The organism is Vibrio sp. 10N.286.49.E11 (genome assembly GCF_041469505.1).
Taxonomy (GTDB): domain Bacteria; phylum Pseudomonadota; class Gammaproteobacteria; order Enterobacterales; family Vibrionaceae; genus Vibrio; species Vibrio crassostreae_C.
The window spans coordinates 43,292-60,813 of sequence record NZ_JBFRKQ010000052.1; the positions used below are offsets into that span (position 1 = coordinate 43,292).

At 43.4% G+C, this 17,522-nt stretch carries 13 protein-coding genes and 9 tRNA genes; 8 read left to right on the plus strand and 14 right to left on the minus strand.

Annotated elements, in window-relative coordinates; genetic code table 11:
* Positions 1–13: 13 nt before the first annotated feature.
* The 6 genes from nirB to AB4167_RS11955 form a co-directional block, all read right to left on the minus strand.
* A complete protein-coding gene (gene nirB, locus AB4167_RS11930) occupies positions 14–2,587 on the minus strand; it encodes a nitrite reductase large subunit NirB (RefSeq protein WP_017062560.1) in 2,574 nt (857 codons plus the stop codon).
* A gap of 616 nt (positions 2,588–3,203) precedes the next feature.
* Positions 3,204–3,277: transfer RNA gene (locus AB4167_RS11935), tRNA-Cys, on the minus strand.
* Between the two features lie 64 nt (positions 3,278–3,341).
* Positions 3,342–3,428: transfer RNA gene (locus AB4167_RS11940), tRNA-Leu, on the minus strand.
* A gap of 80 nt (positions 3,429–3,508) precedes the next feature.
* Positions 3,509–3,584 (minus strand) — tRNA-Gly (locus AB4167_RS11945).
* A 46-nt stretch (positions 3,585–3,630) separates the two neighbouring features.
* A tRNA-Cys gene (locus AB4167_RS11950) sits at positions 3,631–3,704 on the minus strand.
* Positions 3,705–3,771: 67 nt separating this feature from the next.
* Positions 3,772–3,858: transfer RNA gene (locus AB4167_RS11955), tRNA-Leu, on the minus strand.
* 349 nt (positions 3,859–4,207) lie between these two features.
* Here AB4167_RS11955 and AB4167_RS11960 point away from each other — a divergent pair.
* Positions 4,208–4,996, plus strand: coding sequence for a lipase family protein (locus AB4167_RS11960; protein ID WP_017064543.1), 789 nt, complete (start codon positions 4,208–4,210; stop codon positions 4,994–4,996).
* A 75-nt stretch (positions 4,997–5,071) separates the two neighbouring features.
* Here AB4167_RS11960 and AB4167_RS11965 read toward each other — a convergent pair.
* From AB4167_RS11965 to AB4167_RS11990, 6 genes are all read right to left on the minus strand, one after another.
* Positions 5,072–5,145: transfer RNA gene (locus tag AB4167_RS11965), tRNA-Cys, on the minus strand.
* A 64-nt stretch (positions 5,146–5,209) separates the two neighbouring features.
* A tRNA-Leu gene (locus tag AB4167_RS11970) sits at positions 5,210–5,296 on the minus strand.
* Between the two features lie 80 nt (positions 5,297–5,376).
* Positions 5,377–5,452 (minus strand) — tRNA-Gly (locus tag AB4167_RS11975).
* Positions 5,453–5,498: 46 nt separating this feature from the next.
* Positions 5,499–5,572: transfer RNA gene (locus AB4167_RS11980), tRNA-Cys, on the minus strand.
* Between the two features lie 200 nt (positions 5,573–5,772).
* On the minus strand, positions 5,773–7,218 hold the full coding sequence (gene viaA, locus AB4167_RS11985; RefSeq protein ID WP_017064542.1) for an ATPase RavA stimulator ViaA: 1,446 nt from the start codon (positions 7,216–7,218) through the stop codon (positions 5,773–5,775).
* An 11-nt stretch (positions 7,219–7,229) separates the two neighbouring features.
* The gene (locus AB4167_RS11990) at positions 7,230–8,885 is read right to left on the minus strand and encodes an ATPase RavA domain-containing protein (RefSeq protein ID WP_136981827.1); all 1,656 of its coding nucleotides are present in this window, start codon (positions 8,883–8,885) and stop codon (positions 7,230–7,232) included.
* Positions 8,886–9,173: 288 nt separating this feature from the next.
* Here AB4167_RS11990 and AB4167_RS11995 point away from each other — a divergent pair, with 288 nt between their 5' ends.
* The 5 genes from AB4167_RS11995 to AB4167_RS12015 all read left to right on the plus strand — a co-directional run bounded on the left by AB4167_RS11995 (position 9,174) and on the right by AB4167_RS12015 (position 13,547).
* Positions 9,174–9,689 (plus strand): NUDIX hydrolase, encoded by a 516-nt coding sequence (locus AB4167_RS11995; protein WP_017062564.1) that lies wholly within the window; start codon positions 9,174–9,176, stop codon positions 9,687–9,689.
* Between the two features lie 39 nt (positions 9,690–9,728).
* Positions 9,729–10,733 carry a low-specificity L-threonine aldolase gene (gene ltaE, locus AB4167_RS12000; protein ID WP_136981826.1) on the plus strand — a complete coding sequence of 335 codons (1,005 nt, stop codon included), beginning with the start codon at positions 9,729–9,731 and terminating at the stop codon, positions 10,731–10,733.
* Positions 10,734–10,821: 88 nt separating this feature from the next.
* Positions 10,822–11,136 carry a cytochrome c gene (locus AB4167_RS12005; protein ID WP_017069125.1) on the plus strand — a complete coding sequence of 105 codons (315 nt, stop codon included), beginning with the start codon at positions 10,822–10,824 and terminating at the stop codon, positions 11,134–11,136.
* A 167-nt stretch (positions 11,137–11,303) separates the two neighbouring features.
* Positions 11,304–12,239, plus strand: a complete 936-nt coding sequence (gene ylqF, locus AB4167_RS12010) for a ribosome biogenesis GTPase YlqF (RefSeq protein WP_029405588.1) — start codon at positions 11,304–11,306, stop codon at positions 12,237–12,239.
* A gap of 282 nt (positions 12,240–12,521) precedes the next feature.
* Positions 12,522–13,547 carry a GGDEF domain-containing protein gene (locus AB4167_RS12015; RefSeq protein WP_017070587.1) on the plus strand — a complete coding sequence of 342 codons (1,026 nt, stop codon included), beginning with the start codon at positions 12,522–12,524 and terminating at the stop codon, positions 13,545–13,547.
* A 169-nt stretch (positions 13,548–13,716) separates the two neighbouring features.
* Here the strand turns inward: AB4167_RS12015 and AB4167_RS12020 are convergent, their stop codons facing one another.
* Positions 13,717–14,262 (minus strand): N-acetyltransferase, encoded by a 546-nt coding sequence (locus AB4167_RS12020; RefSeq protein ID WP_017062600.1) that lies wholly within the window; start codon positions 14,260–14,262, stop codon positions 13,717–13,719.
* Positions 14,263–14,428: 166 nt separating this feature from the next.
* On the opposite strand from AB4167_RS12020, the gene AB4167_RS12025 reads away from it, so the two are divergent.
* Together AB4167_RS12025 and AB4167_RS12030 are read left to right on the plus strand one after the other, a co-directional pair.
* Positions 14,429–15,571 (plus strand): fatty acid desaturase, encoded by a 1,143-nt coding sequence (locus AB4167_RS12025; protein WP_136981825.1) that lies wholly within the window; start codon positions 14,429–14,431, stop codon positions 15,569–15,571.
* Positions 15,572–15,810: 239 nt separating this feature from the next.
* Positions 15,811–16,101 (plus strand): putative quinol monooxygenase, encoded by a 291-nt coding sequence (locus tag AB4167_RS12030; protein WP_017062602.1) that lies wholly within the window; start codon positions 15,811–15,813, stop codon positions 16,099–16,101.
* Positions 16,102–16,332: 231 nt separating this feature from the next.
* Here AB4167_RS12030 and manA read toward each other — a convergent pair whose 3' ends face one another.
* Entirely contained in the window at positions 16,333–17,520 is a 1,188-nt protein-coding gene (manA, locus tag AB4167_RS12035) for a mannose-6-phosphate isomerase, class I (protein WP_017070588.1), read from the minus strand.
* Positions 17,521–17,522: the final 2 nt, after the last annotated feature.

The following is a 17,522-nucleotide window of genomic DNA, read 5'->3' on the forward strand; positions in this document are numbered from 1 at the left end:
ATGTCGTCTCCCCTTAAACAGATTCTACGTGAATGATGTCGCCCTGATGCTTTGAAGTAATGGCTTCAGGGTGTTTCTCAGTGAATGTCGCAGGACGGTGTTGTTCACGACCATCTTCAACAAACACAACGTTATCATCGCGGTCATCAGCATTGATGAAGTGTGCAAAGCGCTTAAGTTGAGCTTCGTCGTTGATTGTATCTGTCCATTCACAAGCGAAGTTATCAACTAGGCCAGCAATGTCAGTTTCAAGTTGGTCATTGATACCAAGCTTGTTGTCTACAATCACTTCACGTAGGTAATCAACACCACCTTCTAGGTTGTCCATCCATACCGAAGTACGTTGTAGTGGCGCAGCCGTGCGGATGTAGAACATCATGAAACGGTCGATGTACTTGATTAGCGTTTCTTGGTCTAGGTCGCTTGCCAGTAAGTCTGCGTGACGGGGTTTCATACCACCGTTACCACATACATACATGTTCCAACCTGCGTCAGTCGCAATAATACCTAAATCTTTACCTTGAGCTTCAGCACACTCACGAGTACAGCCAGACACACCAAACTTCATCTTATGAGGAGTACGGATGCCTTTGTAACGGTTCTCGATCATCACGCCTAGGCCAACTGAATCTTGAACGCCGTAACGACACCAAGTAGAACCTACACATGTTTTCGCCATACGAAGTGCTTTTGCGTAAGCTTGACCCGTTTCGTAACCTGCAGCGATTAACTTCTTCCAGATTGCTGGTAAGTCATCTTTCTGAGCACCAAATAGGCCGATACGTTGTGCACCTGTGATCTTGGTGTACAAGTTGTATTCAGCAGCAACATCAGCAAGAACGCTTAGTGCTTGAGGTGTTACTTCACCACCCGCCATACGAGGGATTACAGAGTAAGTACCGTCTTTTTGCATGTTACCTAGGAAGTTGTCGTTGGTATCGTGCAGCTTCACTAATTCAGGCTTAAGGATGTGTTCACCCCAGCAAGAAGCAAGGATAGAACCTGCTAGAGGCTTACATACTTCACAGCCGTAGCCTTTACCGTATTTCTCTAATAGCTCATCGAACGTTTTGATTTCTTCGATGCGAATTAGGTGGAAAAGCTCTTGGCGAGAGTATGCAAAGTGCTCACACACGTCGTTCTTCACTTCAACACCAGCTTTAGCAAGTTCAGCGTTTAGTACTGAAGTCACTAGTGGAATACAACCACCACAACCAGTACCTGCGCCTGTTACTGCTTTGATATCACCGATTGTGTGGTGACCTTCAGCAACCGCTTGAGCGATCTTGCCTTTAGTCACATCGAAACAAGAACAGATAACAGCAGACTCAGGAAGAGAATCCGCGCCAAGTGTTGGCTTTTCAGCACCAGCATGAGCAGGAAGAATCAATGCATCTGGGTGTTCTGGTAGGTCGATTTCGTTCAGCATAAGCTGTAGAAGATCACCGTAGTCAGACGTGTCACCAACCATTACTGCACCAAGCAGCTTCTTGTTGTCTTCAGAAACGATTAGACGCTTGTAAACTTCTTGTTCTTCGTTTTGGTAAACGTAGCTCTTACAGCCAGGAGTACGACCGTTCGCATCGCCGATAGAGCCTACTTTCACGCCCAAAAGCTTAAGCTTCGCAGACATGTCAGCACCTTCAAATGTGCTTTCGTTACCAACAACGTGGTCAACCGCTACCGTTGCCATTTTGTAACCAGGAGCCACTAGGCCGTAGAACGTTTGGTTCCAAGACGCACACTCACCGATTGCGTAGATGTCTTTGTCTGTCGTTTGACAGTGATCATTAATCTCGATACCGCCACGTGGTGCAATACCCAGCCCCATTTGACGAGCAAGTTTGTCTTGTGGGCGAATACCAGCAGAGAATACGATGAAATCAGTTTCTAGCTCTGTACCGTCTGCAAAGCGCATTACGTTACGAGCTTCAGTGCCTTCAGGAGCAATCTCAAGCGTGTTCTTACTTGTATGTACGTTAACGCCCATACGTTCGATTTTTTGACGAAGTTGGTTACCACCCGCTTGGTCAAGCTGCTCAGCCATTAGCTTTGGAGCAAACTCAACAACGTGCGTGGTTACACCAAGAGCTTTTAGTGCGCCTGCAGCTTCAAGACCAAGCAAACCACCACCAACAACCACACCAGATTTAGAATTCTTAGCGGTTGCTTCGATAGCTTTCAAGTCTTCGATTGTGCGGTAAACGAAACAGTCTTTACCTTCGTTACCTTTGATTGGCGGAACGAATGGGTATGAACCTGTAGCAAGGATTAGCTTGTCGTATTGAATTTCACGACCAGTACTTGAGTAAACTGTTTTCTTTTCACGGTTAACGTTAATAGCACGCTCACCGATCAGCATGTTGATGCCGTGTTTCTCGTAGAAGCCTTCTTTAACTAAAGAAAGTTCGTCCGCAGTATGGTGTGAAAAGTAAGAAGAAAGGTGTACACGATCATAGGCTACGCGAGGCTCTTCACAGAAGACTGTGATGTCCATGTTAGCAACGTCTGTCTTCTCGACTAAATCTTCGATATAGCGATGGCCGACCATCCCGTTACCGATTACGACTAGCTTCATCTTGCTCATAAGAATTCCTGAAGGTTATATATTTCTTAACTGAGCGAATAATGAATTATGAAAGAAAATGAAAATATGATGTAAATCAATTACGAAATCGAACTACCCTAAAGGGGTAGGACAAAAGAGGTAGATCTGCTGATTTATCATACGAAGCAAACTAATAACCGTAGGTTTAATAAGGTTTAGCGGGGTTTTATATACACTTTCGTGCAGTAGATAAGATGTTGTAAAGTTTCACAATAGGTTAGCAGTAACACAAGTAAATGACAATCATTTTCATTTGTGGTCATAATAAGTGTAATAACTCATGAAAGCGTTACAGGATCATGAGCAACTATGTATAAATATGAAGAATTTAATGACGCAAAAGACAGTCGCCCTTTTCCATTCCCCACTCATTCCACTCACAAACGGCGCAATTGGTTAACAGATGCTGTTGGTTGTTTAGCAAATGATAGGTTTACATAAGGAAAAGACCGGCACAAAAGTGATCTGATATAGCTTGTTCCTAGTGGTGCTACTGATTAGAGAGCATACGTGGAAGTTTGAACATAGCATGAGGGTTTAGAATTTCAGATAGCAAAAAGGCCAGCATTTCTGCTGGCCTTTCAACTTTGAATAGTGGAGGCGCCTCCCGGAGTCGAACCGAGGTCCACGGATTTGCAATCCGCTGCATAGCCACTCTGCCAAGGCGCCTTCAATAGTGTTTTAAGAGAACAACTCTTTTGATTAATACCAAGCGAGGTAATAATCAAATAGATGGTGCCCCGGGCCGGACTTGAACCGGCACAACGCGAACGTCGAGGGATTTTAAATCCCTTGTGTCTACCAATTCCACCACCAGGGCACGCAATTCTTTATTGCGATGCCGATTACTGAAAAGTAAAACACCATCTTAATGTCGAAATGAATCAACACTACAAAATTTGGAGCGATACATCGGGTTCGAACCGATGACCTCAACCTTGGCAAGGTTGCGCTCTACCAACTGAGCTAGTATCGCATTTTCATTCTTATTATCTCTTAACTTATCAAACTAAGAGAAAGAATGGAGGCGCCTCCCGGAGTCGAACCGAGGTCCACGGATTTGCAATCCGCTGCATAGCCACTCTGCCAAGGCGCCTTTAATAGTGATTTAAGAGAACAACTCTTTGTTCATCACTCTACTCAAAATGTAGAAGCTAGATAGATGGTGCCCCGGGCCGGACTTGAACCGGCACAGCGCGAACGCCGAGGGATTTTAAATCCCTTGTGTCTACCAATTCCACCACCAGGGCAACGCAATCTTGCGAGGCCGATTACTGAAAAGTAAAAACACCATCTCTCAGCGACCTAAGCCGTGAGAACGAGGTGTACTTTAACGGAAGGAAAAAATTCGTCAACAATAAATTTTATCTTTTAATTCAAGTGATTAATTATCGAACTCAAAAGAATAAATTTAGTGCAGCTTGTACGGTTCTTATACTTGGATTTCTAATTTAAACGGACAAATCACTGACAACCATTGATTCAAATACCAATTGAATGCGGTGATTTTATTGTTTTAAACCAAGCAAATGGCGTTTTCATGTGCTTTTCACATTCAACGATTAGAGTTTGAAGTAACTCTTATTAAGAAGTAAACATGTGAAACCACTAAAACGATATCAATATGAGCGCTATGCCGTTCTTTGTAACCTCGCCTACCCTAGAGTTTTTAAGCAGACTCGCTATGGTTTTGACCCTAATGGACAACGCATCATCAAGAACCAGTTTGGTAAAACCATGATTAGAGTGTTGTGGAGTAGCGACAAAGATGAAGTGGTTGTGGTAATCAAAGGATCGCACAGTATCTCAGATTGGCTACTAACCTTTGCTCTATGGACAAGAAGCTGTAAGAGAATTGGGCTCAATTATCGTGTGCATGCGGGTTTCTACCATCTAATGTTTCAAGAGAGCCAGCCAAGTCGTAATGAAGATAAGCTTGGCTTAACCGTTATTGAGCGCTTGGAAGCCACGCTCACACCTCTCATCGAACAAGGAAAAAGAGTGTCTATTACTGGCCACTCTTCCGGAGGCGCTATCGGTTGTGTCTTCGCTGATTACTTTGATCAAAAGTACCCAGGCTGTATTAAACGAATAGTGACTTTTGGCCAACCCGCCATTGGTGATTGGAGCTTTCGAAAGCACTATCGCATGAGTAAGAAGACCTACCGAATTTGCTGTGACATCGACATCGTGACCTTCATGCCACCGGTTCCTTTGCTCTATTGGCATGTAGGTAAAGTGCTTTGGCTTTATAACGGACGAATCTATGAGAACACTCCTACATTAATCCGCCTTGGTCGCTCTATCTTTAGTTGGCTGATAAGACCTTTCTCTTACCACTTAATGAGCAAGTATATCCGTAACAAAGATTTCTTTGATAAGCATTGAAATGGGTACGTAGGAAGCTTTTAGCGGGGTCAAAAACGAAAAAACCAGTCACTAGGACTGGTTTTTTCTGAATGATGGAGGCGCCTCCCGGAGTCGAACCGAGGTCCACGGATTTGCAATCCGCTGCATAGCCACTCTGCCAAGGCGCCTTCAATAGTGTTTTAAGAGAACAACTCTTTTGATCAATGCCAAGCGAGGTAATAATCAAATAGATGGTGCCCCGGGCCGGACTTGAACCGGCACAACGCGAACGTCGAGGGATTTTAAATCCCTTGTGTCTACCAATTCCACCACCAGGGCACGCAATTTTTTATTGCGATGCCGATTACTGAAAAGTAAAACACCATCTTAATGTCAAAATGAATCAACACTACAAAATTTGGAGCGATACATCGGGTTCGAACCGATGACCTCAACCTTGGCAAGGTTGCGCTCTACCAACTGAGCTAGTATCGCATTTTCATTCTTAATATCTCTTAACTTATCAAGCTAAGAAAAAGAATGGAGGCGCCTCCCGGAGTCGAACCGAGGTCCACGGATTTGCAATCCGCTGCATAGCCACTCTGCCAAGGCGCCTTTTTTAATTCAACACTTTAGGGACTTAAGTAAGCCGCACCGCTGTGTTCGGGTGCTTACTTTACGGATTGAGGGGAGATAGTCAAACAAAAAAGTGAATTTAAATTCCGTTTGCTGACATTTAAATCAAATTGCTGCATGTTCGATCTCTTTAATCAAAAAACACACAGCAAAATCGAGTTAAACAAGATGTTCTAGCGCTACCACTTCTTCATGAAACGACCGACAAGACTCGGATGATACGCCCAGCAGTGGTCAAACATAGTCATAAGTTGAGGGTTGCCATACTTAGAAAGACTAACCGCATGGAAACGGTTTTTGTGTTCTTTCAACTTTTCAACCTGAGCAATCATTTCGTCTGATTGTTTCGGCGCAATAAAGTCAGAAAGTACGATTAAATCGGCATTCTTGTATTTATCACCAGTCATTAGGTCAATCGACTTCATGAGAACAGGTTCCAAATCCGTACCGCCGTGGAATGAGTAACTTAAGAAGTCGCTCGCTTCACGTAGGCCATCTTGCCTGGTTAACTCATAGGTAATCTGCTCAGAAGAAAAAAGAATCACATAACAGTCTCTCTCTTCTGCAAGAGCAATTTGCATTAAGGCATAAGCCATTGCTTTAGCAGACTGCTCAGGGAAACCACTCATAGAACCCGAAGCGTCCACACAGACGATAAACGGGCCCTTTTCAATATCGATGTTCTTGCTATCTGGTTTTTGCGCCTTCACTTTGCGTAACGTGCGTGATTTACCTTGCGAGCGATAGCTCAGTAAACGCTTGTCGGCCAAGTGCTTGTAAAAGATAACCTCAAGTTCAGGATAAGCTAAGAACATGGTTTCGTTTGGCAGCATCTTGTTAAGGTCATCACTTTCATGAATCCCGACAATATCATCGACCGCTTCATCGCTTTTCTCTTCAACCACCTGCAATTCTTCTACAGGGGCTTTGTGTAGCGAAGGATCATCTTCCTCACCAGCCATACGGCCTAGCTTTTCAGCGATCTCTTGCAAGCCCTTGTGCTTATTCAAGAACTCAGCATGACGTTTCATGATGGTAAGGTCTGTTTTGCTTAATTTGGCAGAAGCCATGTCCCACAAGCGCCCTACACTGCCTTCATCACCCGACTCAGTCACTTTATCCATGTTTTTCATGGTTTCCATGCGCTGATAAAGATCGGCTAAGACTTTTTCTTTGCTTGTTTCAAGTTCAGTTACTTGAGCTTGTTTAATCGCATCAGAAAGTGATTGGTACCATTGGTCGCAAAAGTAGTGTGGAAACATCGCGTTATAAACACCCTTGTTGTTCTCCATAAGGCGTCGAGCTTGTAGATAAAACGCTGAGTGCCACTCCAGCTTTTTGATAACGCTGTCAATCTCATCAAAGAACTGAGGTTCATCCCAGTAAATCACTTCTTGGTAAAGGGCGATTTCCTCTTGGAATCGATCAGTTTCACACACCTTAGTAACGCGTTTTTTAACTTTACCGCGCCATTTAACTAAGTGGTTTTTCACTGATGTTTTCACACCTTTGTTCTCTGCAGCCATCATGACTTGAGAACGAGCGATGAGATCATTCATCGCGGTATCAATGATTCCGGAATCAGCTACCATCAAAGCGAGGTTTAAGCCGTCTGCTCCTAACATATGCTCTCCTCTTACTCGAAGTACTGGCTCATAAACTTAATACGCTGAGTGATCTTGGCACTCTTCACTTTCGTGGTTTCAAGATCTTGCGTTACCGATTGCAAACTTGCTTCCATCGCTTTTGGTAAATCAGGGTCAATATAGTTATGAGGTAATGCATCATGGAATTCAGTACGAACGCGTTTTAACTTGAATTCAGCTTCAGTTAACTGTTCTAAGGCTTTCTCAGCGCCACTCAACCACTTGTTGTACAGTTCTTGGTCTAAACCGTCAGTAGTAACCACACTCACCAATACAGAGCGATTGGCGATGTCTTTAATCACTAATTGGTTTGATGCATCCAAGTCGAGTTTTAAACGGCATAGGTTTTTATTTTCGTTTACGTAACCGTAAATATCACCGTGACCTTCTTTAAGAACACGATCAAAATCGTCTTTGGCTACGTATACCCAACGGCTATCGCCTTTCTCAGATTCAGAAACCGACATGTTGCTTTGCAGCATAACCAGTTTCACTAGATTGTAAGCACTGCCCACACTGTACATTTTCGCGTTCTTGATGTCATTCTGGTAAACATCTTTACGCAACAAGCCACTGGTTGACTCCATAGAAAGTGACACCGACAACGTTGATTCAACATCGTCTTGAATCTCTTCTAACTCTTCACGAGACATTTCAATTTGAGCTTTCGACTCTTGTTGATCAAACGCTCGGTTCAATGCAAAGTCTTTCACCACGCTACGAACCACATCACGTGATTCTGGGCTATGCCACAAACAATCTTGCAGAAGCATAATATCCAGCGGGTTCACGCTATCGCGACCACTAAAGAACGCACTCGCTTTCAATAGTTTAACGGCCTTCTTCCAGCGTCTGTCTGATACATACAATTCTGACTCTGAAGCAGAGCCTTGCTTCTTAACCGTCTCTTCAAGCATGGTTTTTAGTTCAAACAACTTATCAAACGAATTGTCTGTCAGTTCCAGCTTATCGAGCTCTTTCTGCCATTGATGGTATTCAATGTCCGTAATCGCCAAACCTTTTGGAATTACCGCTTCTTGAGAAGTACCCGTCGTCAGCATCGATTTGAAGTTTTGTTTGTTTTGAATACGGTTCACGAACACGCGTACCAACATACGGTCATAAAGTGCTTCCAAGCCGCTGTCTTCATCTGGAAGTTCGTTGGATGCCGATACTAGTAGACGCATCGGTACACGTTCAATATCACTGCCGTTTTTGAAAGTCTTTTCGTTAACGACAGTAAGTAGCGTGTTTAGGATTGCAGGGCCGGCTTTCCAGATCTCATCGAGGAAGACGACTTGTGCAGTTGGTAGGTAGCCTTCGGTGAGTCTTACGTAACGACCGTTGTCTTTTAATTCTTGGATACTTAGTGGGCCGAACACTTCCTCGGGAGTAGAGAAACGAGTCATCAAATATTCGAAATAGCTGCTGTTATCAAAAGCCTGAATGAGACGTTTCGCGATAAGGCTTTTTGCGATGCCCGGAGGGCCTAATAGAAACACGCTTTCACCAGCCAAAGCAGCCAGTAAACAAAGCTTAATGGTGTCTTCTCTTTCGTAGACACCATCAGACAGAGCATGCGCTAATTTATTGATTCTTTCAGAGAGTAGCGCCTTGTCAGCATGTGAAGAAATAGAAGGGTTCATGCGTTACTCCGAAAATCTTTGAACAGTTGAGAGTGTAGAATTGTTTTTATACATTTGTTAGCGCTTTGTTACAAGTGCATTTTATTATTGAGTTGCATTTATATCAGATGGTTACGTCGGTAATTTTGGCGCAATCATAGATTCCAATTATGAGAGTAACATCACGAACGGCGTGAAACTAAATCTAATACGAAACCTAATTTTTCTTTTATTTTCGACACCATAGACGTTATGGTGGTGCACGTCTTCCGTTATACGAAAAATTGGCAAGGAATGTGGCCAGACTGCATGAGTAAAGTTATCCATAAATGGAAAAGTATTTCTCTCATAGAGGAGAACGTGACGCTCCCTACGAACGTCGTGGTAAAACATACAACAATCAATCACCCTGGCGCGGCAGTTATTCTTCCTATCACTTCGTCTGGAAAAATCATCCTCATTAACCAGTTCCGCCCTTCTCTAAAGAAATGGCTTTTGGAACTACCCGCAGGCACGATGGAAATAGATGAGACACCTCTTCAATGTGCCCAACGCGAACTGGAAGAAGAAACAGGTTACAGTGCAACTTCTTTTCAAAGCTTGGGGCAAGTCACCCCTTTGGCTGGCTTCTGTGATGAGATACAACATCTGTTTGTCGCAAAAGACTTAAGCCTCACTACCCGCTTTGAATGCGATGACGATGAAGTAATAGAAGTGATCGAACTGAGTTTAGAAGAACTGCACGATAAAATACGACACGATCAAATCACTGATACCAAAACTATCGCTTGTTTAAGTAAAGCCCAACTATGTGGCCATCTATAGCCAATTATATGGCTACCTAAAGTACTCTAGGAGAGAAACATGGACTTTCGTTCTGATACCGTAACTAAACCTTCGCAAGCTATGCGTGACGCAATGGCAAACGCAGAAGTGGGCGATGATGTTTATGGCGATGACCCAACCGTCAACGAACTAGAACAGTGGGCAGCAAATGAGACAGGCTTTGAAGCGGCAATGTTTACCTCTTCAGGTACGCAAGCCAACCTACTCGGCCTAATGGCGCACTGTGAGCGTGGTGATGAATACCTATGTGGTCAACAGGCGCACAACTACAAATACGAAGCCGGTGGCGCGGCGGTATTGGGCTCGATTCAACCTCAACCAATCGAGAACAACCCAGACGGCACTTTAGATTTTAAAAGGCTTGCTGCTGCGATTAAGCCAGACGACAGCCACTTTGCTCGTACTAAGCTTCTTAGTTTAGAAAACACGATCAATGGTAAAGTGCTGCCAATGTCTTACCTAGCGGAAGCTCGTGAGTTCGTAAACCAACATGGTTTACAGATGCACTTAGACGGTGCACGCGTATACAATGCGGCAGTCGCGTTAGACGTTCACATTAAAGAGATCGCACAGCACTTTGACTCTATGACGATTTGCTTATCAAAAGGTTTAGGCGCTCCTATCGGCTCACTACTTCTTGGCAACAAAGAATACATCGCTAAAGCACGTCGACTACGTAAAATGGTCGGCGGCGGTATGCGCCAAGCAGGTATTCTTGCCGCAGCGGGAAAAATGGCTTTAACAGAGAACGTTACTCAACTTAAAGCTGACCACGACAATGCAAAAAATCTAGCGATTGGTTTAAACAAGCTAGAAGGCTTTTCTGTTAACCCTGATTTCATCCAAACTAACATTGTGTTTGCTAAATTAGATGAGTCAGTCGATATCAACCGCATCGCACAAGAGTTAGGTGAACAAGGCATTACGATGTCACCGGGTAATCCTGTTCGCTTTGTTACTCACCGTGATATTAGTGCAGAAGACATCGCTCGATTCCTAACAAAGTTGGCAAATGTACTTTAAGCCATACTAAATGTTCACCCAGAACAAATAAGACTTGAGCTTCCTCTTAGGGGAAGCTTTATAATCATGTTTTTACCGGAGTAAAAACGTGCATTACCCAACCTTCGCTCTAATATTGCTAGCTCTTTCCTCTAACCTTCATGCCTCTGATTTTGGCGACGCTGAACTAGGTAAAGTTAAATCACCAAGCTGCGTTTTTTGTCATAACCCTACCAGTCAATCGACTAATAACTCCTATCCTAAGCTTTCTGGCCAAGATCCAACCTATCTCTTTAATACAATGAAAGCGTATCAAACCGGAGATAGGCAGGGCGATTACGCGGATATGATGCGAGCGCAACTAAGTAAGCTTAACGATCAAGATTTGAAAGACATAGCGGCTTTTTACGCTTTACAAGATTAGCGGCTCCCACCTTCAATAGGTCAATCATCAGCTAAATAAACATCACCAAGTCGCCTATACTTCAAGCAAACTCACTGAGCTCATTGAAGGTCGGGATAGATATACCTTTACACGTATCATCCAACCCTTACAATGTGCAGCAAATATATTTATCAAGGTTTATCTCTATGTCTATTCAATGGTTTCCGGGTCACATGCATAAAGCCCGCAAAGAAATCGAAGAAGTTATCCCACAAGTTGATGTGATCATCGAAGTACTGGACGCTCGTATCCCGTTCAGTAGTGAAAACCCAATGATCTCTTCACTGCGCGGCGATAAGCCTTGTGTAAAAGTGCTGAACAAGCGTGACCTTGCAGATCCTGAACTGACTCAACGTTGGATTGAGCACTTCGAGAAGGAGCAAGGCGTTAAAGCGATTGCGATTACGACTAGCGTAAAAGAAGAAGTTAACCACGTTATGGAGCTGGTACGTAAACTGGCACCGCACCGTGAACAGATGGGCAAGAATATTCGTACAATGATCATGGGCATCCCGAACGTGGGTAAATCGACCATTATCAACTGCTTGGCTGGACGTACGATCGCGGTTACTGGTAACCAACCTGCGGTAACTCGTCGTCAACAACGTATCAACCTGCAGAATGGCGTGATCCTTTCAGACACTCCAGGAATCCTTTGGCCTAAAGTAGAAAACCCACACAGTGGCTTCCGCTTGGCTGCAACAGGTGCTGTAAAAGATACAGCAATGGAATACGATGAAGTGGCATTCTACACAGTAGAATACCTAGCAAAGCAGTACCCTAACCTTTTGCAAGAGCGTTACCAAATTGAAGAGCTGCCAGAGTCTGACATCGAACTGATGGAAGCGATTGGCCGTAAGCGTGGTGCACTTCGTGCCGGTGGTCATATCGACATTCACAAATGTTCAGAAATCCTGCTTCACGAATTGCGTAATGGCACTTTAGGTAAGGTAACGCTTGAGTTGCCAGAAATGATCACACAAGAGCTGATCGAAGTTGAAGAAGCGGCTGCGCTGAAAGCGGAACAACAGATTAAGAAAAAAGAAGAGCGTCGTAAGCGTTACCTGAAGAACAAGCGTTAATCGCGATTAGTTTTTATAATCTGCTTTAATTTCTGTTTACCACTGTTACACCAGCCTCTAGATATTCACGCTCTATCGATAATAGAGCGTGAATATTGCCCGCTACCGTTTGTTGATCTAGCTAACATACTGACAAATCTATAGAAATGGTCGTTTACAATCCCAAAGACTGTGACATACTAAGCAAATTATTGTGTATCAATCTCGGCTAATTTCTCAATGCGCTCTTATTCTGGGTTCAAGAATCAAAGATTTAAAACCTATTTCGATAATGAAATTTATTTGCCGTACATAAATTTCATCTACATCCCTATCTCAATATTCTGTGCTTTTATCGTCACCGACTACATCCACTTTGGTAGCGAGTGCATTACGCCTATCATTTTCCGAGTCATACTTTTTTTATTGATGATGGCCGCCGCCAGATACTGTATTACAAACAAACCCAACGTTTTGGAACTCGTAGAAAGTGCCTTCCTTGTAATTAGCTCACTTTTCTTGGTCTATGTCGGTCGACTAGCCATCGAGCTGAACAACTTCGATTACCAAGGTGGCATCATTTTAGTGATGATCTACATTGGTACGTTTTCAAGATTGTCAGCCAGATACAGTATATCTACGCTGTCGTTTATCTTTTTGGCTTATCTCATCGGCCTTGCGCCACTGCTTTATGAAGCGGAGCCAGAGCATGAAATAGAAACAATTTCCGTTTATATCTCGGCTTACATCCTAATCTCAGCGGCCTGTGTTAGACGTGACCTGGAAGTACACAAACGTTTCGCTCAATCCGAGCAACTCCGCAAACAAGCGATTCAGCTTCGCAAGCAATCTAATATGTTCGAGGCCCTTTCCTATCAAGACGCACTAACGGGCTGCTACAACCGCCTTTATCTTCATCAGGTGATAGAACCGAGCATAGACCGTCAGCGATCCATTACATCGCTCATGATAGATATTGATCATTTCAAATCGATTAACGACACCTACGGCCATCAAATGGGTGACATGGTGATTAAAGAACTGGCCGATGAGATTCAAAAACGACTACCGACTAGCAGTAACTGCTTTCGATACGGCGGTGAAGAGTTTTTGGTGCTGGTCCAAGGAGAAACCGAGGCTTCAATTGAATCGCTGGTTAATGCCCTTTTAGAATCCCCTACTCGCCTTAGATTAGAAGTAACAATTTCAATCGGTGTGAAACATGCCCCTCAAGCCCTTGGTTCTGTCGAGCAGCTTATCGACGACGCTGACCAAGCACTCTACATTTCGAAAAAAGGCGGTAGGAATAAGATCACATGGTGTGATTAATCGCCCAATATTTCACGCATCTTTGCGAATCATTAAAACGACCACTAATTCAATCAAAAAAGCCCCGAGCAACTTAATACTCGGGGCTTTTGTCTTTGTTCTTCTGCTTTAAAATAGCTTCGTTAAGAACCTGCTACTCAGCAAAAAAACAGTATTCAACAAGAATCGACTAAGAATACACAACGCTCGCTGTTTTCTGTTCAAGTTCAACGGGAGAGCTCCAAGAAATCACTTTTTCATTCACTTGGCTGCCACATGGTGCGTTCCAAACTTGCTCTAGTTCTTCTTTGCCCCCAATCGCCTGATAAAAAGCAATCGCTTGGTGGTTCTCAGACATCACCTCTAGGTAAAGCCCTGAGTCCGAATAGTATTGCTGCAACCACTTCGACAATTCAGACAGCAGACGCTTGCCTACACCTCGTCCACGATAATTATTATCTACATGTAACGCATCGATGAACGTACCACGCTCAAAGTTGTGATTACCGAACGCGCAGACAAAACCAACCAGTAAACCGCCTTCCTCAAGCAATAAAACATGTTGGTTGAAAGGAGGATTAATCAAACGAGTCTGCCAAATAACAGATCTGTCCTCCAAAACATCATGTTCTAGGTAATCATCAGCAAGAATGCCACGGTAATATAGCTTCCAGCTATCCGCGTGTAATTGGGCAATCCGCTCATAATCTTTATATTCAGCTACCTTAATTTCCATTTATTAGCCCTTAGTACTTCCATTTATGACTTGCTACTACATTTCACACTACCTTTATACAATATTTAAGCAAAACATACTAATACACGTTTACACTTTCAATATTGACTTACACGTGTACGCTGATATTCTAGCGCACAGATGTAAGCCCAATGGAAATTTGCTAATGAATAGTGCCGACAAACAATCTACAAAAAAGCCGCCATTAATCTGGCTCAATATTTTTGTGTTCTCTTTTAGTATGCTGCTTGCTGTTGTAGCGGCTCCCGTTTATGGCTACTTTTTTGGCTATGGCATGGAGCACTGGATATGGCTAGCAATCTGCTTTACGTTCTGTAACCTTTCAATCACGACAGGTTATCACCGCTTATGGTCACATAAAGCGTTTGAAGCGCATTCAAGCCTAAGATTCCTGTTTGCATTAGGTGGTGCATTTGCCCTGCAGAACAGCGCGCTACACTGGTCTTCTGATCACCGTGTTCACCACAAGCATGTCGATAACAACGACAAAGACCCATACTCTGCAAAACGTGGATTTTGGTACTCACACATTGGCTGGATGATTCGTAATTACAGCACCTCAATGTACGAAAACTACGAAAACTGCCGTGACCTTAAAAAAGATAAGATTGTTATGTGGCAGCACAAGCACTATGTTCTGTTAGCATTACTAATGAATTTCGGTGTTCCTATCGCTTTAGGCGTGATTTACGGTGACGTGATTGGCATGTTGTTAATCGTAGGTTCAGTTCGTTTGGTACTTAACCACCACACAACATTCTTTATTAACTCTCTTGCTCACATCTGGGGTAGCCAACCTTTTACTGACAAAAACACAGCACGTGATAACGGTGTGTTAGCAGTACTCACTTTCGGCGAAGGCTACCACAACTTCCACCACATCTTTGAGAACGACTACCGTAACGGCATCTACTGGTGGCAATACGATCCAACAAAATGGTTGATTAAGAGTGCTTCGTTGATGGGACTGGCAAGTAAGCTTAAGAAAACCCCTCAAGCTCGTATTGAGAAAGCTGAAGCGTCAATGTTACTTAAACGCACCCAGCAAAAAATCATGCATCGTGCCGACAAGCAACAAATCGCAGAGAAGCTTCAACAAGAGTTTGATGCTCTAGTATCAAACATGAACGAATATTACGAAGTTAAAAAACAGCTACTTGAAAGCAAGCGCGAAGACGTTGTGAAGAAGTACGAACACTCTGTTCTTAAGGTTCGTTATCAGCAAATCAAAATGAATTTCGAACAACAGAAGAAAAATTGGGCAATGACGGTTGAGCAATACGCTTAAGCTAAAACAGTACGCTTAACACCCCAGTAACAACACAGTTTGATTCTTATTCAAAAGCCCTCATATTGCTATGAGGGCTTTTTTTAATTAGCATAACCTACTCGGCTCTGGCCCTATGCTCTCGAGTTTGAATTGTGGATGGTAAGAACCATAGTTATTGGATTTCAGAACTCTTTCTTCATTCTGAATTTATACTTATATTACTTAAACTTACCGAGTTTAAAGCGAAGGAATTGAAAATGAGCAAACTGACTATTATTGCAACGATCGTCTCTAAAGAAGACAAAACTGAGCTTGTAAAAGCTGAGATGATTAAATTGATCGATAAAACCCGTGTTGAAGACGGCTGTATTAACTACGATCTGCACCAAGATAACAGTAACCCTGCTCACTTCGTTTTTCATGAGAACTGGGAGTCTGAAGTTCATCTAGAGAAACACTTAGCGAGCCAACACATCGCTGACTACATGGCTGCGACTGAAGGTTGTATTGAAACCTTTGTGCTTAATAAAATGACGCACATTGCCTAACCAGTCACTCAGTACTAATTCAATAAAAAGCCCTGCTCTGATCGCAGGGTTTGTCTTTTCTACAAGCTTATATCTGCTCATTCTAATAATGAAAAAACCCGCCAGAGTAGCGGGTATGGTCAATAATCATGACTGTCAAAGACAGATAGGTAACAACCATCAATCCAATATTGAGTACCACTTTACAGTGGCACTCTGACATTTCTTTTGCTGATCGCTAGCACGGGGGCACTAGTTAAAAGCACGAGCCAAAATGCCATTCCCTTGATATTGGTAAACACTTGAATTACTACTTACAAAGACCGATTCTCCGGGCTTAAGAGAAACTGACCGCCCTTCTGAAGTGACGGTCGCCTCTCCTTCCACACAGAACAAGATCTCCGCGCTACGTAGATACTGTGACTTGCTCTCATCAGTCGCAGACAAGATATCAAAGCCAAAGTCATCCACTGGAATCGGATAACTCATCTTGCCCTCTTTCAATACAGGCTTAAGGCGGATATCTTCTGGCTTAATCGGCTCAAAGATTGTGTTGTCGATAAGCTCAGGGACATCGATATATTTGGGAGTGAGACCGGCACGCAGCACATTGTCTGAGTTTGCCATAATCTCTAAACCCGTACCTTGAACATAAGCATGTGGGGTTTCTGCGAACAGGAACATCGCTTCACCGGGCGCCAGCTCAACCGTGTTAAGCATTAATGGCGCAAATAAGCCAATATCACCTGGATAATGCTGTTTGAATTCGATGCTGTATTGAAGAGCTTCACGCCCCATGACCGTTTTGGCTGGTCGCGCATGTGCAGCATAAAGCTCATTAAGCGCAGACGCTTTGCGGTCACCTTCAAGAGACATAATGGCGCTAAAGAACGACTTCAAAGAATCACTGTCGGCATTGGCTTTTAGTACATTAAGTTCAATCGCTAACGAAGGAATATCCGCTTCTTCGAACAAGGCAATAATGTCGTCGATTGGACGAAAGCCATTCATCGCTTTGTAGAAGGTCAACGCATAAACCAACTCAGGTTTATGGTTTGGATCTTTGTAGTTGCGATTAGACGCATTCAAAGGGATACCAAGTGCATTCTCACGCTCAAAACCTAATTCTGATTTTCGCTTGTTCGGGTGAACCTGAATCGATAACGGTGTTTCAGCGGCCAACACCTTAAACAAGAAAGGCAATTCACCGAAACGAGCCGCCGTGTATCCGCCTAAGACATCGATTTTGTTTTCATCAATCATGTGAGAAAGCGATTCACCGGTATCGCCTACCTTTGAACAACCATTTGGATGAGCACCCATCCAAATTTCTGCTTGAGGTTCCTGGTTTGGGTTCACAATACCAAACAATTGGTTAATGGAGTCTTTGCTTCCCCATGCGTAGTTTTGAATAACGTTGTCGAGTTTAAATAGAGACATAA